This is a genomic window from Alloyangia pacifica, from assembly GCF_020524285.1.
Taxonomy (GTDB): domain Bacteria; phylum Pseudomonadota; class Alphaproteobacteria; order Rhodobacterales; family Rhodobacteraceae; genus Salipiger; species Salipiger pacificus_B.
The window spans coordinates 163,193-183,416 of sequence record NZ_JAIVKX010000016.1 but is presented as its reverse complement, the minus strand read 5'-3'; the positions used below and the strand labels follow the sequence as shown (position 1 = coordinate 183,416).

General features: G+C 64.3%; 18 protein-coding genes. 2 read left to right on the top strand and 16 right to left on the bottom strand.

Translation table 11 applies throughout. From position 1 onward, the window contains the following. Window positions 1–238: 238 nt before the first annotated feature. A complete protein-coding gene (locus LC039_RS20585; RefSeq protein WP_319003736.1) occupies window positions 239–1,111 on the top strand; it encodes an amidohydrolase family protein in 873 nt (290 codons plus the stop codon). 71 nt (window positions 1,112–1,182) lie between these two features. Here the strand turns inward: LC039_RS20585 and LC039_RS20580 are convergent, their stop codons facing one another. From LC039_RS20580 to LC039_RS20565, 4 genes are read right to left on the bottom strand one after another with little or no spacing between them, the layout of a single operon-like run. Then, window positions 1,183–2,181, bottom strand: coding sequence for a TRAP transporter substrate-binding protein (locus tag LC039_RS20580; protein WP_226627894.1), 999 nt, complete (start codon window positions 2,179–2,181; stop codon window positions 1,183–1,185). A gap of 20 nt (window positions 2,182–2,201) precedes the next feature. Next, window positions 2,202–3,524, bottom strand: a complete 1,323-nt coding sequence (locus tag LC039_RS20575; RefSeq protein WP_226627892.1) for a TRAP transporter large permease — start codon at window positions 3,522–3,524, stop codon at window positions 2,202–2,204. After that, on the bottom strand, window positions 3,521–4,057 hold the full coding sequence (locus tag LC039_RS20570) for a TRAP transporter small permease (RefSeq protein WP_226627891.1): 537 nt from the start codon (window positions 4,055–4,057) through the stop codon (window positions 3,521–3,523). Before LC039_RS20570 ends, LC039_RS20575 begins: the two co-directional genes overlap by 4 nt. A gap of 2 nt (window positions 4,058–4,059) precedes the next feature. Then, on the bottom strand, window positions 4,060–5,151 hold the full coding sequence (locus LC039_RS20565) for an isocitrate/isopropylmalate dehydrogenase family protein (protein ID WP_226627890.1): 1,092 nt from the start codon (window positions 5,149–5,151) through the stop codon (window positions 4,060–4,062). Window positions 5,152–5,384: 233 nt separating this feature from the next. On the opposite strand from LC039_RS20565, the gene LC039_RS20560 reads away from it, so the two are divergent. Next, on the top strand, window positions 5,385–6,290 hold the full coding sequence (locus LC039_RS20560; protein WP_226627889.1) for a GntR family transcriptional regulator: 906 nt from the start codon (window positions 5,385–5,387) through the stop codon (window positions 6,288–6,290). A gap of 491 nt (window positions 6,291–6,781) precedes the next feature. On the opposite strand, the gene LC039_RS20555 is transcribed toward LC039_RS20560, so the two are convergent. From LC039_RS20555 to LC039_RS20500, 12 genes are all read right to left on the bottom strand, one after another. Beyond that, window positions 6,782–7,738, bottom strand: a complete 957-nt coding sequence (locus LC039_RS20555) for an ABC transporter ATP-binding protein (protein ID WP_226627888.1) — start codon at window positions 7,736–7,738, stop codon at window positions 6,782–6,784. Further along, on the bottom strand, window positions 7,735–8,733 hold the full coding sequence (locus tag LC039_RS20550; RefSeq protein ID WP_226627887.1) for an ABC transporter ATP-binding protein: 999 nt from the start codon (window positions 8,731–8,733) through the stop codon (window positions 7,735–7,737). Before LC039_RS20550 ends, LC039_RS20555 begins: the two co-directional genes overlap by 4 nt. Continuing rightward, the gene (locus LC039_RS20545; RefSeq protein ID WP_226627886.1) at window positions 8,730–9,605 is read right to left on the bottom strand and encodes an ABC transporter permease; all 876 of its coding nucleotides are present in this window, start codon (window positions 9,603–9,605) and stop codon (window positions 8,730–8,732) included. Before LC039_RS20545 ends, LC039_RS20550 begins: the two co-directional genes overlap by 4 nt. A 4-nt stretch (window positions 9,606–9,609) precedes the next feature. Beyond that, the gene (locus LC039_RS20540) at window positions 9,610–10,527 is read right to left on the bottom strand and encodes an ABC transporter permease (protein ID WP_226627885.1); all 918 of its coding nucleotides are present in this window, start codon (window positions 10,525–10,527) and stop codon (window positions 9,610–9,612) included. Between the two features lie 54 nt (window positions 10,528–10,581). Then, window positions 10,582–12,153 (bottom strand): ABC transporter substrate-binding protein, encoded by a 1,572-nt coding sequence (locus tag LC039_RS20535; RefSeq protein WP_226627884.1) that lies wholly within the window; start codon window positions 12,151–12,153, stop codon window positions 10,582–10,584. A 113-nt stretch (window positions 12,154–12,266) separates the two neighbouring features. Then, on the bottom strand, window positions 12,267–12,965 hold the full coding sequence (locus LC039_RS20530) for an HpcH/HpaI aldolase family protein (RefSeq protein ID WP_226627883.1): 699 nt from the start codon (window positions 12,963–12,965) through the stop codon (window positions 12,267–12,269). Further along, on the bottom strand, window positions 12,962–13,786 hold the full coding sequence (locus LC039_RS20525) for an SDR family oxidoreductase (RefSeq protein WP_226627882.1): 825 nt from the start codon (window positions 13,784–13,786) through the stop codon (window positions 12,962–12,964). The genes LC039_RS20530 and LC039_RS20525 overlap by 4 nt, the downstream gene beginning before the upstream one ends. Beyond that, window positions 13,783–15,459 carry a hydantoinase B/oxoprolinase family protein gene (locus LC039_RS20520; RefSeq protein WP_226627881.1) on the bottom strand — a complete coding sequence of 559 codons (1,677 nt, stop codon included), beginning with the start codon at window positions 15,457–15,459 and terminating at the stop codon, window positions 13,783–13,785. Before LC039_RS20520 ends, LC039_RS20525 begins: the two co-directional genes overlap by 4 nt. Before the next feature lie 5 nt (window positions 15,460–15,464). After that, complete coding sequence (locus LC039_RS20515; RefSeq protein WP_226627880.1) at window positions 15,465–17,537, bottom strand: hydantoinase/oxoprolinase family protein; 2,073 nt, start codon at window positions 17,535–17,537, stop codon at window positions 15,465–15,467. Between the two features lie 147 nt (window positions 17,538–17,684). Next, window positions 17,685–18,446 carry an ABC transporter ATP-binding protein gene (locus tag LC039_RS20510; protein WP_226627878.1) on the bottom strand — a complete coding sequence of 254 codons (762 nt, stop codon included), beginning with the start codon at window positions 18,444–18,446 and terminating at the stop codon, window positions 17,685–17,687. Further along, complete coding sequence (locus LC039_RS20505) at window positions 18,439–19,212, bottom strand: ABC transporter ATP-binding protein (protein WP_226627876.1); 774 nt, start codon at window positions 19,210–19,212, stop codon at window positions 18,439–18,441. The genes LC039_RS20510 and LC039_RS20505 overlap by 8 nt, the downstream gene beginning before the upstream one ends. Next, the gene (locus tag LC039_RS20500) at window positions 19,209–20,222 is read right to left on the bottom strand and encodes a branched-chain amino acid ABC transporter permease (protein WP_226627875.1); all 1,014 of its coding nucleotides are present in this window, start codon (window positions 20,220–20,222) and stop codon (window positions 19,209–19,211) included. Before LC039_RS20500 ends, LC039_RS20505 begins: the two co-directional genes overlap by 4 nt. Between the last annotated feature and the right edge of the window lie 2 nt (window positions 20,223–20,224).

Here is a 20,224-nt window from a genome sequence, read left to right as displayed (position 1 = left end):
AGCGCGTGTCGCTCCGGCCCTTTCCGTGCCGCCCGCCCGGCATTCCGCGCCGCCCATCCGCGCCGTAGGGCTGGCAATTCCGGACCCGGTTCCCGCGTCGGACGAGGCGCCGCGCGTGCTCCCTCCACGCCGGTCCCAACGCCCTGCCGGATCCCGCCGTCCGATCCCGTTTTCCGGCCAAGAAACGGCGCTTTCTGTTGGCACTGGCAGAGCAATATAGTAATTATACCTCAATAGCTTGCGAGGTTTTAACTTGACTCGAGACTTCCCGCCGGTAGGCGCAACCGATTGTCACATCCACGTGGTCTACCCGAAGTATCGCATGGCCTCTCCGCGTGCCTACACGCCCAAGATCGTGCGCGCGGACGCCGCGCGGCAGATGATGGATGCCTGCGGGATCGACAGGGTGGTCCTCGTGCAGATGAGCGTCTTCGGGGCAGACAACGGAGCCATGCACGAGGCGATGGCCGAACTCGGAGCCGCAGCCCGCGGCGTCGTCCAGCTTGACGGCCGCGAGAGCGCCGAGACACTCGACGCAATGCATGCCGCCGGCGTGCGCGGCGTGAGGATCAACCTGCACAGCACCTCGGCCAACGACATCTCGGCGGCGACAAGGCGCCTCGAGCAAACCGCCGAGACCTGCATGACGCGGGGCTGGCATGTCCAGCTCTTCGCGGGCCCGCATGTGATCATGGATCTGCAGGACGTTCTGAACGATCTGGCGGCGCCCGTGGTGCTCGACCACTTCGGGCTGCTGCCGGTCGCGCGCCGCGGCGGTCCGGAGGAACGCGCCGTGCTGGCCTTGCTGCGCGGTGGCAACACATGGGTCAAGCTCTCGGCACCCTACCGGCTGGATGGCGGCGAGGACGAAACGGCTGTCGCGGCGCTGGCGCGCGACCTTCAGGCCGCCGCGCCGGATCACGTGGTCTGGGCATCGGACTGGCCGCACACCCCGGCGCATTCGGGAATCGCGACAGAGGCCCCCGAGGAAATGGACTACCGCCCGCTCGACACCCCGGCGATGGTGCAGACCGTTGCCCGGTGGTTCCCCGATGCTGCGGTGCAGGAACAGATCCTCGTTGCGAACCCGGCGCGGCTCTACGATTTCTGAAACCACGCCGCAGCGAATAAGAAAGGGGCGGGCCAGATGGCCCGCCCCGTCTTTTCCGGCTGGAAGGTGACTTATTCCGAAACGCCCGCGATCTCGCGCAGGCGGTTCATGACCTCCTCGCCCGCGATGCCGGTGCCGTATTCCTCCCAGACCGGCTGCATCGCTTCCGCCCATGCCGCCTTCTGTGCGTCGTCGAGCTCATGCACCTGCTTGCCCGCGTCGATCAGCGCCTGGTAGGCGTCCTCGTTGTCCTTGGCCGCGTTCTCCCAGTTCCATTGCGTCGTCGCGTCGATCGCGTCCGACAACTGGCCGCGCTCGTCCTCGGGCAGCCCGTCCCACCACATCTTGTTTACGCTGACCATGTAGTAGGAATACTGGTAGCCGAACTTGGTCATCTGATCGACGACGTCGATCATGCCGCCGCCGGCAACCGCGTTCGGCGTGGGCTCGATGGCGTCGATGACCCCCTGCTGCAGCGCCGAGGGCACCTCGCCCCAGGACATCGAGACCGGGTTGGCGCCGACGATCTTGAACGCCTCGATATCGGAAGGAACGCTCTGCACGCGGATCTTGACGCCTTTGATGTCCTCGGGCGTGAGGATCGGCTTGTCGCCGCGGTAGCTGAGTTCGCGCGGGCCGTTCATCCAGATCGCGACGGGCTGGATGTTCTTCTTCTCAAGCTCGGGGAAATAGGCCGACCGCACGGTCTCGTCCTGCCACGCCTCAGCCACCGCCTCGGCGCTGGTCAGCATGAACGGCAGGGTCATCACGCCGATCCCCGGCGCGATCGGCGTGTAAATCCCCGAGGTCGGCGCGACCAGCGAGGCCGAGCCCAGCTGCAGACCCTGCAGCTGGGTCTTCTGGTCGAAGAGCGCGCCAGAATGGTGCACCTCGACCGTAATCTCGTCACCGAGGCGAGCCTCGATCTCGGACTTCAGCTTATCGAAGGTCTGGCCCTTCACCCCGAGGGCGCTGGCGTCGTTCGACAGCACCATCTTGGTCTTCGCCTCGGCGAAGGGGGCGGTGAGGAGCAGCGCTGCGAAGGCTGCGGTCACGGTGGTCAGTTTCATGTAATCCTCCCTGATTACGATCAGTTGAACATAAGGTTCGGCAAGAAGAGCGAGAGTTGCGGCACGAAGGTCACCAGCATCAGCACCGCGATGGTCACGGCCATCCACGGCAGGGCGCCCTTGAAGACATCCACCACGGACCTCTCGGAGACGCCTGCGGCGACAAAGAGGTTGAGCCCCACAGGCGGTGTCACCAGCCCCAGCTCGATGTTGACGATCACGATGATCCCGAAATGCACCGGGTCCACGCCCATCGCCACCGCCGCTGGAAACAGCACGGGCACGAACATCAGGATCGTCGGCACGCCCTCGAGGAAGAAGCCGATGATCAGGAACAGCAGGTTGACCAGCAGCAGGAACTGCCACGTCTCGAGCCCCAGCGACATGATCAGGTCGGTCACCGCGGCGGGGATGCCGAGCTGCGTGATGAAGAAGGCGAAGAGCAGCGCGTTGGTGGTGATGAAGAAGATCATGCCGACCGACGGCGCGGTCGAGACGATGGCCTTCACCACGCCGGTCGGGCTGAGTTCGCGGTAGAAGAACATCCCGATGACCATGGCCAGCAGGGTTGCCATCACCGCGGCCTCGGTCGGGGTGAAGATGGCGCCGCCCTCGATCTGAACCGGCCCCAGCGACACCGGCGGCAGGCCGTAGATGCCGACGAAGATCATCACCGGCAGCGCCAGCGCGGGCAGCGCCGTCCAGATTGCCGAGGCGCGTTGGCGCATCGGTGCGGGCGGATGGCGCGGTACGTCGGTGCGGCGCGCGAGGAAGATCGCCATGGCGATCATTCCGAGCGCGTAGATGACGCCGGGGACGACCCCCGCGAGGAACAGCCGCGTCACGGAAGTTTCGGTCACGAAGCCGAACATGATCAGCGGGATCGACGGCGGGATCAAGATGCCGATCGAGCCGGCGGTGACCAGCGCGCCGAGCGCGTAGCGCGGCGAATAGCCCTCCCTGGTCAGGTTCGGATACATGATCCGGCCGATCCCCGCGACCGTGGCCGGGCTCGATCCCGAGATCGCCGCGAAGAACACGCAGCTGAGCACGGTGGTCACCCCAAGGCCGCCGGTCCAGTGGCCGACGATGGCATTCGCGAGGTTGATGAGCCGGCGCACCAGCCCACCGGTCTCCATCAGTGCCGCCGCGAAGAAGAAGAACGGCACCGCCATCAGCGAGAAGTGATCGAGGTTGGCAAAGAGCTTCTGGCCGATGATCGGCAGCGGGATCGGATCGAGCAGGAGCGACACCGCCGCGACCGACCCGCCCAGGGCAACCGCCACAGGGGCACCGATGGTGATCAGCACGAAGAACAGCACGACAAGGCAGATGGCGGTCATGACCCGGACCCCCCGGCGATGGCATCCTCGAGCCCGTGCTTCACGCCGGTGCGCCCCAGTGCGAGCTGGCGGATCTTGAGGATGTAGCGAATTGAAAACAGCGCGATGGCGACCGGCATAATCGAATAGACGACCCAGTCCATGAAGCCCGTGTCCGGCGAGGCCGTCCCCATCATCTTGGCGAAGCGGACGAAGAGGAAGCCGCACCAGACGTAGAACAGGCACAGCGCCAGAGAGGCGAGCAGCGAGATGATGTCGATCACCCGCATGCCCTTCTCGGGCAGCAGCATCGGCACCAGGTCGACACGGACATGGCGATCGTCGCGCACGGCGCGGACACCGGCCATCAGCATGGCGGTCACGGTGCAGAGCACGAAGACCGCCTCGCTCCATTCGAAGCCCATGTTAAAGACATAGCGCAGCACGACCTGCATGGTACCGATGCCCAGCCCCGCAAGGCTGAGCGCCGCGATCATCACGGTCTCGATCCGCGCCAGCCCCCTATCGAGCGTGTCGAATAATTTGTCCCACATGGTCAGGCACCGGCCAGGCTCACCTGCGACAGCCCCGCCGCGACGGCCGCGGCAAAGGCCTGCGTGCCGGTGGAGCCGCCGAGGTCACGGGTGCGCAGATCGGGAGAGGTCAGCGCCGCTTCGAGCGCGGCGTCGATGGCGTCGGCCGCCTTGAGCAGCGCGGCATCGTTCTCGCGCTGACCCATCCAGGTTAACAGCATCGCAGCGGAGCCGATCAGCGACGAGGGGTTGGCGATGTCCTGCCCCGCGATGTCGGGGGCCGAGCCGTGCTGCGCCTGCGCCATCGCCGAAGTCTCGCCGGCGTTGAGCGAGGCGGCAAGCCCGAGGCTGCCCGCCAGTTCCGAGGCGAGGTCGGACAGGATGTCGCCGAACATGTTGGTGGTGACGATCACGTCGTACTGGTCGGGCGAGCGCACGAGATGCGCGCACATCGCGTCGACGATACGCTCGTCGTAGCTGACATCGGGGTGGTCCGCGGCGACGCTCCGGCAGCACTCGAGGAAGAGCCCGTCGCTGACCCGCATGACGTTCGCCTTGTGCACCGCGGTGACGTGCTTCCCGCGCGTCTCGGCCAGCGCAAAGGCTTCACGCGCGATGCGCATCGAGGCGTGGCGGGTGATGCGGCGGAAGGCAATGGACACGTCCTCGGTCACCATCACCTCGCCCGGGCCGGAATGCATGTTCCGATCGGCGTAGAAGCCCTCTGTGTTCTCGCGGACGATGACCATGTCGAGCGGCACGCCGGCGCGCGGCGCGATATTGGCGCGGGTGCGGGCAGGCCGGATGTTGGCGAAGAGGTCGAGACGCTTGCGCAGCTCGCCCGACGGGTTCAGCCCGCCCTTGTCGCGCGCCGGGTAGGTGTTGTGCGAGACCGGGCCCAGCACGATGCCGTCGCAGGCACGGATCGCCTCGAATGCCGCGTCGGGGAAGGTGGAGCCAGAGGCTTCCAGCGCCGCGAAGCCTATGTCGATGGTCTTGAATGCCAGGCCGAGTCCGAAGGCTTCGGAGGCCGCAGCCAGTACCACGCGGGTCGCCTCGGTGATTTCCGGGCCGATGCCGTCGCCGGGCAAGAGGGCGAGCGTGCGTTGCGTCATCGGGTCAGTCTCCTTCGGTGAATCGACGCGACCTCCCCGCGCCGTTGACGAACCCATAGTCCCGGAGCCCACACAGGGTCAATACAATTCCATTTTGCTCGCGCAAAATGCAACTATGCGGAGATGTATCCCAGCATCCTTGAACGCACATGCAAATTTTCCAACTATCTCGGTAGCAAAATGCAATCTGGCGTGGCACAAGATGTCCCCAACCCGCAGGAAACAGGACCGCCATGAACGCCCGAGACCAGTTGTCGGAAAGCCTCGCACGTCGAATTCCGCAGTTCCTGCGCGATGCCGGGCTGCAACCCGGTGACCACGTGTCCGCGCAACGGCTGGCCGATGCGTTCAACGTGTCACGCTCTCCGGTGAGCGGCGCCCTGGCCATGCTGGCCGACGAGGGCATCGTGCGCCACGAGGCGCGGCGCGGCTATTTCCTTGCAGCGGAGGCGCGGCAGCTGCCTGCCGAGGGCACCGAGGACCCGCTGAGCCGGGTCTATTTCCAGATGGCGGAGGACCGGCTGGACGGCAAGCTGGGGGATGCGATCTCGGAGAACTTGCTGCGGGACCGCTACGGCCTCGGCAAGGCCGAGTTGCGTGGCCTGCTGCACCGCATCATGCGGGAAGGCTGGATCGAGCCCCGGCCCGGCTACGGCTGGAGCTTCTCGCCGATGCTGACCACGCCGGATGCCCTCGTACAGACCTACCGCCTGCGCGCGGCCATCGAGCCCGCGGCGCTGCTGGAGCCCGATTACAGCATCGACACGCGCACGCTCGATCGGCTGGCCGAGGTCGAGCACCGGCTGCTCGGCGGCGAGATCGAGACCATGTCCTCCGACGCGCTCTATCAATGCGGCGTCGCCTTCCACGAGACCATCGTGGCCGCGAGCGGCAACCCCTACTTTCTTGATGCCCTGAAGCGGGTGAACCGGATCCGCCGCCTGCTCGCTTACCGCGCCAACCTGGCGCGGAACCGCTTCCTGAAGCAGACCCCCGAGCACCTGGAGATCATCGAACTGCTCCGGCGCGGACGCAACAGCGATGCCGCCGTCGCGATGCAGCACCATCTTGGCACCGTCATCCTGAACCTGCAGGACCTAGAGCCAATTCTCTCGGGCAGCGGAAACGCCAGCCGCTGAGGGTCAGCGCAGCTTTGTAGTTACTTTTGTGGTTGCCACCTATTGTGCAAGCCCGTCTAGCTTCAGGCGTAGGTGATCGAATGCCATCGGGCCTGTTGATGCGGCACTTACGGGAAGTCGCTGGCCGGGATGGAGATCAGCGCAGCGGGACCACCTCTGTATCCCGAGTTCCGGGCCATGCTGTTGCCCTCAGGTTCTCCCGATCCGATCGTTTCGATCTTCTTGCCGATGTGGTCGACGGTTTCTCATACCCCATTCTCCGCTGTCGCTTGCGGTCGGTGCTCTTTTAGACATAGCCACAATCGGCGCCGGGCCTCTGTAATCCCTCTGTTTCTTGATCATTGCCCAGATTGTGAGCGAAATTTTTTTAAGCCAGAGCGATCGCTTTTGTGGGCGGGAGTTCCCCGACCGCAGAGGAACGCCGGGCGCTTAGGAGCGCGCCCGGCGTGGTAAAATCGTTCGTGCAAAGAATGCCCTGGATTAGCCGCGGGTCATCCGAACCCGCGATGGCAAGCTAGCATGACGCCCGTGTCGGACCATTCGGGCCGGGGCCTGTCGCGGGCACAGACCTCGCCCAACCTCAGTTGACAGCGCGGATGGAAGGCACAGCCTGAAGGCGGCGCCAACGGCGAAGGGATTTCGCCTTCGAGCATGATTTCCGTGTCGGGCTCGGACGGATGGCTCGGCAGCGCAGCCGAGAACAACGCCTTTGTGTACGGGTGCTGCGGATCGTTGAAGACCTGCTCCGAGGGACCGTATTCCACGATCCGCCCAAGGTACATGACAGCAACCTGGTCGGCGAGGTAGCGTGTGGTTGCAAGATCATGAGCCACAAGCAAGTAGCTGACACCAAACTCTTCCTGCAAATCCTTGAACAGATTCATGATCTGCGACCGGATCGACACGTCGAGCGCCGAAACGGGTTCATCCAGAACGATCAGCTCGGGGCGAGAGACAAGTGCGCTGGCGATGGCGATACGTTGGCGCTGACCCCCCGAAAATTCATGCGGGTAGTTCCGTGCCTGATCGTGCCGCAAACCGACCGCGTCCAGCACCTCATGCACCCGGCGGTCGATCTCCTTGCGGCTATGGTGACCTTGCACCTCAAGCGGCTCGGCCACGATATCGCGCACCCTCATTCGTGGGCTTAGTGAGGCGAAAGGATCCTGGAACACCGCCTGCACCTTCGCACGGTAGTCACGAAGACCGCTACCGCGGAGCCCGTGGACGTCTTGGCCATCCACCAGCACTTGCCCGTGGGTAGGAGAGTCCAATCGTAGGATCATCTTCGTCGTCGTGGTCTTGCCACAGCCGGATTCCCCTACCAGCGCCAACGTCTGCCCGGCGGGTACCTCAAAATTCAGATCTTGTACGGCCTGGACGTCGCGACCACCGCCGATAGGGAAACTGCGCGACAGGCCGCGGACTTGAAGAATGGGCTTAGTCATATGGCCTCCGGTTTCCAGCACCGCGCCCAGTGTTCGCTGCCATCAGGGGCCGGGCTGTCTACTGTGGGCGGTTCCTCGTTCCGACAACGGTGATCGGCGAGGGGACAGCGGGGCGAAAACTTGCACCCCCTCGGTCGGTCCCACAAAGGTGGAGGCGTGCCTTCGATTGAGGGCAGCCGCCCGATCTGGCCGTGTAGCTTCGGCACCGAGGACAGCAGCGCGCGAGTGTAGGGGTGGAGTGGCTGATCGAAGATCTGCGCGACCGGACCAGTTTCCACGATCTGGCCAGCATACATCACCGCCAACCGGTGGCAGACCTTGGCGACGATGCCGAAATCATGCGTGATGAAGATGATACCCATCCCGCTTTCTCGCTGCAATTCCTGCAGCAGCCGGATGTATTGCGCCTGAACCGTTACGTCGAGCGAGGTGGTCGGCTCGTCGGCGATAATCACATCCGGCGCGCAGGAGATGGCGACCGCCCCCACCGCGCGCTGTCGCATCCCGCCGCTCATCTGGTGAGGGTAGGCGTCGACCCGGTGCTCCGGGGCCGCCACGCGCACGCGGCGCAACATTTCGATTGCCTTATCGCGCAAGGATTTGCGCGGCGTGTCGGTGTGCAGCGCGAGCGCCTCGGCGATCTGGCTGCCGACAGTGAAGGAAGGGTTCAATGAAGTCTGCGGATCCTGCAGAATCATCGAGATCTTCCGCCCGCGAACCTGCCGCATCTGGTCCTCGGTCAAGCTCATGAGGTCGATGCCGTCCAGCACGACCGACCCCGCCGCGATGCGTGCCGCAGGTTTCGGCACCAGACGTAGCAGGGACAGGCCTGTCAGGCTCTTGCCGCTGCCGCTTTCCCCCACGAGGCCCAGCGTCTCGCCGCGTTTCAGGGTTAGATCCACGTTCTCGACGGCGGTGAACTCGCCGCGCTTACCGGAGATGGTCGTGGTCAGGCCGCGCACCTCGAGCACGGTTTCGGTGAAGGTATCCTTCATCGCATCTGCCTCGTCTTGGGGTCCAGGCGATTGCGCAGCCAATCGCCGAACAGGTTGACCGACAGCACCACTAGCAGGATGGCAAGGCCGGGAAAGAACGAGATCCACCAAGCGGTCACGATCAGTTCGCGCCCGTCGGCCACCAGGATGCCCCAGGTCGGCGTGGGTCGCGGGATGCCGATACCAAGAAAGCTCAGTGAGGCTTCGAGGGAAATGACGATGCCCACCTGTAGCGTCGCCAGCACGACCACGGTGTTGATCACGTTGGGAAAGATGTGGCGCCGCAAGATGCGAAAGTGTGAGGCACCCGCCACCCGTGCCCTGGCGACGAAATCGCGTTCACGCAAGGATAGCACCTCGGCCCTGACCTGTCGTGCGAAATAAGCCCATAGCACAAAGACCACCACGGCGATTACCGACTGGAAGCTCGGCCCGAACATCGCTGCCAATGCCAGCGCCAGCAGGATCGCGGGTAGCGCAAGCGAGATATCCACCAGCCGCATGATGATCGTGTCAGCCCAGCCGCGCGCGTAGCCCGCGATCAGTCCCAAGGTGGTGCCGATGACCACTCCAACAACGATGCCCGTTACCGATATCGACATGGCGTAATACGCGCCGTGCAGTGTACGGCTGAAGATGTCGCGGCCCAGCCGGTCAGTGCCGAGGACATGGCTCCAGTCGCCGCCGAAGAATACAGGCGGTTGCAGCCGGGCGCGCATGTCGATTTCGAGCGGGCCATAGGGCGCGAGGATGTCGGCGAAGAGGCCGGGAACGAGCAGTACCAGCGTGATTATCGCCAAGGGAATCAACGGCCAACTGCGAAGCTCAGACCATGCCCTCGGCAGGGTACGTGAGGTGCGGGGCGTGTCCATTTTGTCAGGACCGTACACGGGGGTCGATGTAGGCATTGAGAATGTCCACGAGGAAGTTGGAAACAATGTAGATGATGGCAAAAATCACCACCACTGCTTGGACGACGGGAAAGTCGCGGGCGCGGATCGCCTCTATCGCGACCCATCCGAGGCCCGGCCAAGAAAATACCGTCTCGATGGTGACCGAGCCGGTAAGCACCGACCCGGCTAACACGCCAAAATAGGTGAGCGGCACTACGGCTGCGTTGCGCAGCGCATGAACCCAGACGACGCGGGCCTCACGCACTCCCTTGACGCGGGCGAGCTTGATGTATTCCGCGTCCAGCACGTCGAGCATAGCTGAGCGTGTTAATCTGCTTAGGGCGGCGATCTGGAACCAAGCCATTGCGATAGCCGGCAGGATCAAGTGCCGCCAGCTGCCGGAACCCGATGTCGGCACCAGTTGCAGTGCTACGGCCAAGAACCAGATTAGCAGAATGGCGAACCAGAACTGCGGCACGGACTGCCCGAACAGCGAAAAGATCTGCGCGCCGCGGTCCAATGGGCCATTGCGATTCATCGCCGCCATGACGCCCAACGGGATCGCCACAATCACCGAGATCGCCACCGCGACACCGCCAAGCAGTAAGGTCTGCGGAAAGCGGTCCAGGACCACGCCCATGGCGGAATAGCCGCGCCATTTCAGCGAGTCCCCGAAATCGCCGGCCAGCGCATTCTTGAGGAAGGTCAAGTATTGAACCGCCAGCGGCTGATCCAGACCCCATTGCGCCACCAAAGCGTCGATCTGGTCCTGCGTCGCGTCTTGCGGCAGCAGCGCGTCGACCGGGCTGCCCGACATATGCGTCAGTGCAAAGACCAGTATCGTGATTACGAGGATGGCGGCTAGGCTTTCGATCAGCCTTGTGCCGATATATTTCTTCATCTGGCGCTCCCTAGGTCGGGGCGGCCCTCATCAGGCCGCGCCCGGTTCTCCCGATCAGTCGGCAGTCTTGATCAAGTGGTAGTGGCTCAGTCCGCTTGAGGTCGAGCCGGGAAAGGTCCAGCTCTCGATGCTATCGGGGTCTACCGTCACCTCGGCAAAGATCTTGGCCAGCGGCATGTGGCTGTAATCCTGATAGAGCATGGTGAAGATATCGGAGGCCAGCGCGTCGCGTTCGTCCATGTCGGTCGCCGCCGCGAGTTGGTCGAACATGGCGTTGATTTCGGGGCTGTCGACATAGGCGGTTGGTCGGTTCACCTTGGAGAAGTAGACCTGAAGTCCCAACTGCGCGGGCCTGATCGGCGCATTGCGTACCGGCATTACCCACGGGGCGTTGCGCGCCCTGCGCGCCGCGAGGATTGAGGCGCCGTCCATCTCGCGCATTTCGGTCTGCAAGCCGACTGATTCAAAGAAAGCCTGCGCCATCTCAGAGATCAGCGGGAACTCAGGGTTTCCCGGCAGCGAGGTCAGGATGATAGGAATGACCGGATTGTCGAAAGCCTCCGGGTAGCCCGCCTCGGCGAGCAGTTCCATGGCGCGTTCCGGATCATAACCATAGTCTTGATCAAACTGCGCAGAAAGCTCCGGGGTGTACCCTTCGTACTGTTCGTCCATCGTGAACACCGGCAGCGCCTCGGTGCGTCCCGAATAGAGCGCCTCGAGCATCTGTTCGCGGTCGAGCGCCCGGTTCATCGCCTCGCGGACTCGCACGTCAGCCCAAGGCAGACCCTGCGGCAGTTCACCGCCTTCGGGATCGGTGTAAAGTGCGCCGAAGACCAACGCCGTCTGGCTTGCGCCTTGGGTGGAGCGGATGATCTCGAAGCCCTCGTCCAGGGCTTGCGGCTGAAGTTCGCGCGGCAGGCTGACGACGTCGGCCTCATTCGACAGCAGCATCGCCAGCTTGGTAGCTGCCTCGCCCACAAAGCGGATCGACAAGGTGTCATAGTCGGCGCTGATGCCAGACCAGTGATCCTTAACTGCCGAGAACGTCATTCCCTGACCCAGCTCTGTGCCGTCATAGACGAATGGACCGGTACCTGCAGGAGCGGTCTTGTAGCCGCCGAGCCCTTCGGCATCAAACTGCGCCTTCGAGTAGATCGCCAGCACACCGCGACCTGCCAGCAGGAATAGGAAATCCGCCTGCGGGCTGTCGAAATCGAAGCGCACTGTGTGATCGTCTACCGCCGTCACAGTCGCGGCGCGTAGGTTAGCGATGCCGCTCAGGCGGCTGTCGTCACCAGTGTGTAGGTTCACGGAATGCACCACATCCGCTGCCGTCACCTTACCCCAGCCGCCACTGAAGGTCGCCTCGGGCTTGAGCGTGAAGGTCCACGAGGTCAAGTCGTCGTTCGTCTCCCAGCTTGAGGCCAGACCGCTGTTGTCGAACTTGCCGGTCTCGGGGTTGTTGCCAACCAGTCCCTGAAGTGAGGGCAGCATAAAGGCGCCTTCGGTTTCCCAGTAGAGCGTGCTCTCCGAGGCGATCGGATCCATGACCACCGTCACCTCCTGCGCCATGGCTGCCAGCGGCAGCATCGCGGCCAGCGCGGTGGCCCCTGTAAGGTGGCGCATGCCAGTGCAGAGTGGTTCATTGAATATTTTCATTTTAGTCGTCTCCCTGTTTTATCGTTTGTCTTAAGATTTGTAGCCCCGCCAAAGCGGGACTACCGATTGACATCTTGTCGTCAGGCGATGAGGCTCTTCATCCGTGCGATCCCAGACTTCAGGAACGGGTCGGAGTGAATGTACAGGAACTGCGCGCCCTTGCCGGTGAAGTGCGCAATGTCTACCTCGCGTACCAGCGTGCCGGTGGCGACCCCAGCCGCGCGGGTACGAGAAAATACATCCTCGATAGCCTCTACGACCTCTTTTGGGCGCGGCGCATCTGCGGGCAGACCCGGATCAAAGCCCATGTTCTGAGACAGGTCCGAGGGGCCGACGAAGAACACGTCCACGCCCTCGACCTTCAGCATTTCGTCGAGGTTTTCCACCGCCTCGGGCGTTTCAATCATACAGATTACCAGTCGGTTCTCGTAGGTACCCGGGAGCGCGTAGCGCACCGCCTCGACAATAGCGGCCGTTTCCTCGGCGGTGTTGACCATCGGCACCATCAACCCGTCCGCCCCGGCGTTGAGGTAGCGGATCATAACAGGGCGCTCGTGCGAATGCGGCCGCACGATCCCCGCGCCACCCACGGCTCGAGCGGCCACCGCGTGACTGCGGATGTCATCATGGCTCCACATCCCATGTTCGCAGTCGAGGAACAGCGCATCGGCGCCGTGCTCGATCATGCGCTGCGCTAGACCCGAGGACACGTGATGCGTATTGTACATAGTCAGCGTCTCGCCCGCCTTCAGACGGGCGCGCAGGTGCGAGCCGATCATGATCCGGTCCCTCCGAACTTGGCGGGCAGGTCCGGAAGTTCCTTCGGGGCACCCTGCCAGCGGGCGATCTCGAGGTCCTCGCTGATGTCGCGCTGGAAGGTCGGGCAGATGTGCAACTCGGGCACCGTGGCGCGTGCCGGGAGCGACACGCACATCATGACCGCAGCGGCGACGTCCTCAGGGGCTAGCATGCGTGCGCGTTCACTCTCGCTGGGCGGGCGGGCGCGGTTGTCGAGGATCGGCGTCGCCGCCTCGCCTGGCAGGATACAGATCGACCGGATGCCCTGGTGGCGGTAGGTGTTGTGCATGAAGCCCATGAAATTGCGCACCCCGGCCTTGGCCGCGCCATAGGCCGCTCCGCCCAGCAAGTTCGGGTTCACCGCCGCCAGCGACGAGACCGTGAGGATCGTGCCCTCGCCCTTTGCCAGCATGCCCGGCAGCACCGCTTGCGAGAAATTGAACACCGCCGTGAGGTTCACCTGCACGGTCGAGTTGAACTCTTCCTCGGAGAGCCAGCGCGCGTTCAGAACTTTGCTGGCGCTGCCGGCGTTGTTCACCAGGATGTCGATGCTGCCATCGGCACCGGTTAGCCGCTCGACCAGCGCGAAGACCGCGGCGCGGTCGGAAATGTCGAGAGCCGCCGCCTCGGCGGCCCCGCCCTGCGCGGCGATCTCAGCGGCCAACGCCTCCAGCGGCGCGGCCCGGCGACCGCAGAGCACGACCCGCGCCCCGGCTCCGGCGAGCGACAGGGCGATCTCGCGCCCCATGCCCGACCCGGCCCCGGTGACGACCGCCAGCTTGCCGTTCAGTGCTTCGCTCATGCTTCCTCTCCTTCTTCGTAGCCGTAGATTTCCGCGGCTGCCGCCGCGGTGACAAGCCCAAGCCGCAGATCCTCGCGCAGCAGCTCTGCGGGGCGCGCTTCTGCCGCCCCCCAGCCGCCGCCGCCCGGGGTCTCGAGCGTGAGCCGGTCCCCCTTCTCGAGCGTGACCTTGCCCTTGGGCTGGTGCGGCGCGCCGTTCTTCAGCACCACGCCCTTGCGGCCAGACTGCCCGCCGACCACGCCGAAACAGGGCGTGCGGGTGCGCTCCGACGCGAGGTAGATCGACATCGGGCTGTCGCCGAGGTTCTCGAGGAGCGCGCGCTGGCCGAGCCCGCCGCGGTACTTGCCAGCGCCGCCGCTGTCGGGGATCAGCTCCTTGCAATGGGTCAGCACCGGCACCACCAGTTCGAACATCTCGACCGCGGTCACCTTGCAGTTCGAGGGGAAGGACAGCGTGTCGAGCCCGTCGCTGTCCGAGCGCCCGCCCTGCCCGCCGTGGAAGTTCTGCACCGAACCGTACTGGCTGCCGTCGGCGCGCTGCCCGACGCAGTTCGCCGCCCAGATCGGTGCGCCGCCGCTGTCGCCGATGACGCCTTCGGGGGCCACCTCCTCGAGCGCCTTGAAGATCAGCGAGGGGATCGCATGGCCGATGAGGTTGCGCGAATTGCCCGCCGTCCAGGGCTGCGGGTTGAGGATCGAGCCCATCGGCGCCTCGTCGGTGAAGGGCGCGATGCAGCCCTCGTTGTTCGGCGTCTCCGGGTCGAGCAGGCACTTCAGCGCATAGGCGGTGTGGGCGTAGCGGTAGTTGGTCCGACAGTTGATCGAGTTCAGCACCTGCGCCGAGGAGCCGGTGTAGTCCACGTGGATGCGGTCGTCCTCGACCGTCACCGCGGCCTTCAGCACGACGTCCGGCGAATAGCCGTCGAGCGTTAGCTCCGAGCAGTAGGTGCCGTTTGGCCAGTTGCGGATGGCAGCGCGGGTCTGCCGTTCGGACAGGCCCTGGATGACGTCGGCCAACGTGTCGACCTCGTCGAGCCCGTACTCGTCGAGGAAGCGCAGCAGCTCGCGGCCCATGACGTTGTTCGCCGCGACCATCGAGTCGAGATCGCCCTGCACCTCGGTGGGCAGGCGCACCGAGGCGGCGATCATCGCCAGCACGTCGCGGTTCGGCTCGCCCTTCTTCAGCAGCTTGACGATCGGAAAGCGCACGCCCTCCTCGAAGATGTCCACCGCCTCGGAATGCAGCGGGCGGCCGCCGATGTCGGGGAGGTGCGCGATCGAGCCGGCATAGGCGATGATCTTGCCGTTCTTCCAGATCGGCGTGATCATCGTCACGTCGGGAAGGTGGCCGGTGCCGATCTCGGGATCATTGGTCGCCAGGACGTCGCCCTCTTCAAGCATGTCCGGGCTGAAGGTCGGCAGGAAGTGCTTCTGCGCCGCCGCCGGCAGCGACGAGATGAAGACCGGGATTGACCAGGTGCATTGCGCCAGCGCCCGGCCTCGGCTGTCGAGCAGCACGGTGACATAGTCGTGGTTCTCGCGCACGATCGGCGAGAAGGCGGTGCGCCCCAGCACGGTGTCGGCCTGGTCGGCGATGAAGATCAGCCGGTTCCACATGACCTGCAGGGTGATCGGATCGGTCAGGTCGGCCTTGAGAGTTTCCATTTTGCCCATGTCGATCACTCCTTGATGTCGATGATGAGGTTGCCCTTGGCGTCCACATGCGCGGTGCCTTCCGGGCCCATGACGATGCTGGACTCGCGTTGCTCGATGATCGCCGGCCCGGCGATGGGCGCATTCACCTCGAGCGCGTAGTGATCGTAGATCGGCGTCTGGACCGCGCGGCCGAGCGTGTCGAAGTAGATCTCGCGGTGCCCCTTCAGCGGCTGCGGGCCGACCTTCACCGCCACCGGGCGGCGCGCCTCGGCCTTCTGGCCGCTGGCCCGCATGCGCCAGGTGATGATCTCGATCGCCGAGTTCTCGACCTTGCGCCCGAAGAGCTCGATGTAATGCGCGTAGAAGCGCGCCTCGAGCTCGGCGAGGAATGCGTCCTTCGGCAGCGCGAGGTCCGGCAGGATCACCGAGATCTCGTGGCCCTGCCCGACGTGTCGCATGTCCACCGAATAGCGCAGGTCGATGGTCTCTGCCGCGACGCCCGCCGCGGTCACCACATCCGCGCCCTGACGGGCGAGATCGGCGAGCAGCGGCTCGACCGCCGCCGCGTCCCAATCCGCCAGCGCCATCGGCTGCGAGGCCGAGACGTCGACCGCCACCGGGGCGATCATAAGGCCCAGGGCAGACGTGACGCCCGCCCCCGTCGGGCAGATGATCCGCCGGATGCCGAGCTTGCGCGCGATGCCCCAGGCGTGCACCGGACCGGCGCCGCCGAAGGCGACCATCGGCAGCTGCCGCGGATCGACGCCGAGGTCGGTCGCATGCATCGAGGCGGCCTTGGCCATGGCCTCGTTCACCAGGTCATGGATGCCCCAGGCGCAACGCTCGCGGCTGACCCCCAGCTCACCCGCCAGCCGGTCGATCGCTTCGATCGCCGCTTCTTTCGAGACCTTGAAGCTGCCACCGACGAAGTTCTCGGTGCCCATGTAGCCCAGCACGATATCGGCGTCGGTAACGGTCGGCTCGGTGCCGCCGCGCTGATAGGCGGCCGGCCCCGGCAGCGCCCCGGCCGAGCGCGGACCGACATTGAGCAGGCCGAGCGGGGTCTTGGCGGCGATCGAGCCGCCACCCGCGCCGATCTCGATCATGTGGATCGACTGGATCTTGAGCGGGAAGCCCGAGCCCTTGCGGAAGCGGTGGTAATGCGCCACCTCGAGTTCCGAGGCGATGGTCGGCTCGCCATTGGGGATCAGGCAGAGCTTGGCAGTGGTGCCGCCCATGTCGAAGGAGAGCACGCTGGTCTCGCCGGCGATGCGGCCGAACTCAGCCGCGGCCACCGCACCGGCGGCGGGGCCGGACTCGATCAGGCGCACCGGCAGCTTGGCGGCACGCGGGCTGGGCACCAGCCCGCCCGAGGAGGTCATCCACAGAAGGTCGCGGTCGATGCCGCGCTCGTGGAAGGCCGAGGCCAGCTCGGCCACGTGCTGTTCCATCAACGGCCGGGTGTAGGCGTTCGCCACGGTGGTCGAGGCGCGGTCGAACTCGCGCACCTCGGGGCAGACGTCCGATGAGATGGTCACGAAGACGTCCGGCGCGACCTCGGCAAGGATGTCGCGGATCCGGCGCTCGTGCTCGGGGTATTTGTAGGCGTGCAGCAGGCACACGGCGACCGAGCGCAGGCCCTTGTCGGCAAAGCTTTGGCCGAGCGCGCGCACCGCCTCCTCGTCGAGCCCGCGGACCACCACGCCCTCGGCGGTGATGCGTTCCGGCGCGCCAAAGGTCTCGGCGCGGCTAACCAGCGGGTCGGGGTACTGAATCTTTAGATCGTAGAGGTCGTAGCGCCCCTCGTTACGAATGCGCAGGACATCCTGGAAGCCCTGGGTGGTGATCAGCCCGGTCTCTGCCCCGCGGCGCTCGAGCACAGCATTGGTGACCACGGTGGTGGCGCCGAGCACCTGTACGGTGTCGCGGTCGACGGTCTGCGCGTGCTGCTCGAGCAGTTCGCTGACCCCCTGGATAACCGCATCGGCAGGGTTGAGCGGGGTCGAGAGTACCTTGTGCAGATGCAGCGCGCCGCTGTCGTCGAGTAGCGCAAAGTCGGTGAAGGTGCCACCGGTGTCGAATGCAAGTTTGGCCATCTTTTCTTCCTGGTTGTCTGGCACGGCATCCCCGGTCGCAGACCGCCGTTGGTAACGGGCTGCGCTGGTCCTCGATCCGGGTCTTGCTGTTATGGTTCTATGTGAGTGTAAGCACTGGCGGCATGGTCCCGCCAACATCAGTGAAGTCTAGACCGATAGCGTTTCCTTATGGCGGCTCGTCTCGTGCTCGGTCCGCATCCGCCCCGTAAGGAACAGGTCTCCCAATTCATCGTGCGAGATATCGGCGGGCCTACCGTCCCAGATGACCTCGCCCAGGCGCAGGATGACGGCGCGGTCCGCCACCTCCATCGCCTTGCGGGTGTTCTGTTCGACCAGAAGGATAGAAAGCCCTTCCTTCTGCAGGCGGATCAATTCCTTGAACACAACGCCGATGGCGGCAGGCGACAAACCGACCGACGGCTCGTCGACCAGCAGCAGCTTTGGGCGTTGCAACACGGCCATCGCCACTTCGAGCAACTGCTGCTCGCCACCAGACATGTTGCCCGCCAGCGTGGAACGCCGAGTTTTCAACGCCGGAAACAGGTCGTAGACGTAGTCCCGGTCCGATTTCACCCCGGCATCGCGGATGGTATAGGCTGCCATTTCGAGGTTTTCCTGTACCGTCATCAGCGGGAAGTTGCAGCGCCCTTGCGGGACGTAGGAAATCCCCTGCCCCAGCACGTGGCGCGAGGTCTTGCCCGCGATATCGCCACCGTTCCAGCCGATGTTGCCGCCCTTGTGCTGGGTCATGCCAAAGATTGTTTTCAGCAACGTGGACTTACCCGCCCCATTAGGCCCCATCAGGGCGACAAACTGCCCCTGAGGGATGTCCAGTGTCACGCCGTTGAGGATATCGAGCGATGCATAGCCTGCGCGCAAATCGCGGATGGAAAGGGTGTTATCAGCCACCAAGGTAAGCCTCCCGCACTTGATCGTTCGCGATCACCTGCGCGGGCGTGCCTTCGCAAAGCTTGCGCCCGCGATCTAGCACAATTGTCCGCGAGCACAGGCTCGTTACGACGTCAATATTGTGTTCAATGATGAGGAAAGAGACGCCCATCTTCTGATTGGCATATTGGATGGTCTCGACGACCCGCTCGATGAGCTTGGGGTTAATGCCCGCCATTGGCTCGTCCAACATGATCAGTCGCGGGTCGGGCATCAGCATGGACGCGAATTGGATCAGCTTCTGCTGGCCGCCCGAGAGGTTGCCTGCGGGCATATGCGCCACTTGATCCAGCCCCACGAGCGAGATCAGTTCACGCGCATGCTCACGCAGCCCTTTGACCTTAGCGCGCGTACCGCGCCCGATGCCAAAGGTGGATAGTACGCCGCCAAAGGTGAACATCTGCCCGGCGATGACCAGATTCTCTTCTACGTTGAGTTTTTTGAACACTACCGTTTTTTGGAAACTACGCAGCATCCGGCCCTCGCGGGCGATGCGATTCAGTGACCAGTCCGAAATGTCCTGCCCTTCAAGCGAAACCTTGCCCCCATCGGGCCGCGCCAGCCCGGTGGTGCAATCGAAGAAGGTGGACTTACCCGACCCGTTCGGACCTATGAGGCCGAGTATTTCGCCATGGTCGATGTGCAGATCCACGTCGTCGACCGCCTTCACTGCGCCATAGCTTTTGGACATGCCCTTGATGTCGAGTACAGAAACGCCGCCGCTCATGCCGAACCCTCCTTACGAGTCTGGCCGCCGATCCGATCCCAAAGTTTGCTGAGATAGGGCGCAAAGCCTTGCGGAAACCGGAACACCAGCAGCAGAAGGCAGGCACCATAGGCGATCATCCGCAGTTCGGGTGCGATGCGCAGGCCTTCGGAAAGGGCCACGAAGAGGATCGAGCCGATGACCACGCCGGAAATCGATCCGGATCCGCCTCCCAATACGATGATCAGCATCGTCGTGGTATAGAGCGTCTGGAACATCAGCGGGCTCGCGACCGAGATATAGTGTGCGTAGAGCGCGCCACCTGCCCCGGCAAAGCCAGCCGCCAGCACGAAGGCCGCCAGTCGATAGCGCCATGTGGGGACGCCCAGCGATTCCGCCAGCGTTTCGTTCTCACGGATGGCGATCAGATTGCGCCCGGCAGGTGAGCGAACGATCAGCCAAAAGACGAAGGTCGCCAATGCTGCCAGCCCGAGCGCCACGTAGTAGGATTGCTGTGCGGTGCTGGCCGTCCAGCTCAGGCCACCCAGCGAGAATGTGGGCTTGGGCAGACCAGACAGGCCCATGTCACCGCGCGTGACGCTGATCCAGTTCTTGGCGATGGCCTGTGTGATGATCACGAAGCCCAGTGTACACATGACAAAGGAGGTCGCCCGCAATTGCAGCGCTGGGATGCCCAGCGGCACAGCCACGGCCATGGCCAACACGACGGCCGCTAAGAGGTTGACCGGGAACGACGTGTCGAAATGCGTGGCCATGAGCGCCGCGCAATAGGCTCCGATGCCAAAGAAAGCAGCTTGCGCCAGTGATAGCATCCCTGTGTAGCCCACAAGCAGGTTTAGCCCGTGGGCCGGCAACAGGAAGATCATAGCGATCACCAGTGCGTGGACCGCGTAGGTGCCGAGAAAGAGCGGCGAGCAGAGCGCCAGAAGGAACAGCAGGATCGAAACGGGGGTGCGAAGATCACGGGTCTGCGGCCTGGTGTCGGCCGGAATAGATGAGGAGTCAGTCATCG

Coding starts and splice junctions, on each gene's coding strand:
- LC039_RS20580 (WP_226627894.1), bottom strand. CDS start 2,181: ATGAAACTGACCACCGTGACCGCAGCCTTCGCAGCGCTGCTCCTCACC.
- LC039_RS20575 (WP_226627892.1), bottom strand. CDS start 3,524: ATGACCGCCATCTGCCTTGTCGTGCTGTTCTTCGTGCTGATCACCATC.
- LC039_RS20570 (WP_226627891.1), bottom strand. CDS start 4,057: ATGTGGGACAAATTATTCGACACGCTCGATAGGGGGCTGGCGCGGATC.
- LC039_RS20565 (WP_226627890.1), bottom strand. CDS start 5,151: ATGACGCAACGCACGCTCGCCCTCTTGCCCGGCGACGGCATCGGCCCG.
- LC039_RS20560 (WP_226627889.1), top strand. CDS start 5,385: ATGAACGCCCGAGACCAGTTGTCGGAAAGCCTCGCACGTCGAATTCCG.
- LC039_RS20555 (WP_226627888.1), bottom strand. CDS start 7,738: ATGACTAAGCCCATTCTTCAAGTCCGCGGCCTGTCGCGCAGTTTCCCT.
- LC039_RS20550 (WP_226627887.1), bottom strand. CDS start 8,733: ATGAAGGATACCTTCACCGAAACCGTGCTCGAGGTGCGCGGCCTGACC.
- LC039_RS20545 (WP_226627886.1), bottom strand. CDS start 9,605: ATGGACACGCCCCGCACCTCACGTACCCTGCCGAGGGCATGGTCTGAG.
- LC039_RS20540 (WP_226627885.1), bottom strand. CDS start 10,527: ATGAAGAAATATATCGGCACAAGGCTGATCGAAAGCCTAGCCGCCATC.
- LC039_RS20535 (WP_226627884.1), bottom strand. CDS start 12,153: ATGCGCCACCTTACAGGGGCCACCGCGCTGGCCGCGATGCTGCCGCTG.
- LC039_RS20530 (WP_226627883.1), bottom strand. CDS start 12,965: ATGATCGGCTCGCACCTGCGCGCCCGTCTGAAGGCGGGCGAGACGCTG.
- LC039_RS20525 (WP_226627882.1), bottom strand. CDS start 13,786: ATGAGCGAAGCACTGAACGGCAAGCTGGCGGTCGTCACCGGGGCCGGG.
- LC039_RS20520 (WP_226627881.1), bottom strand. CDS start 15,459: ATGGGCAAAATGGAAACTCTCAAGGCCGACCTGACCGATCCGATCACC.
- LC039_RS20515 (WP_226627880.1), bottom strand. CDS start 17,537: ATGGCCAAACTTGCATTCGACACCGGTGGCACCTTCACCGACTTTGCG.
- LC039_RS20505 (WP_226627876.1), bottom strand. CDS start 19,212: ATGAGCGGCGGCGTTTCTGTACTCGACATCAAGGGCATGTCCAAAAGC.
- LC039_RS20500 (WP_226627875.1), bottom strand. CDS start 20,222: ATGACTGACTCCTCATCTATTCCGGCCGACACCAGGCCGCAGACCCGT.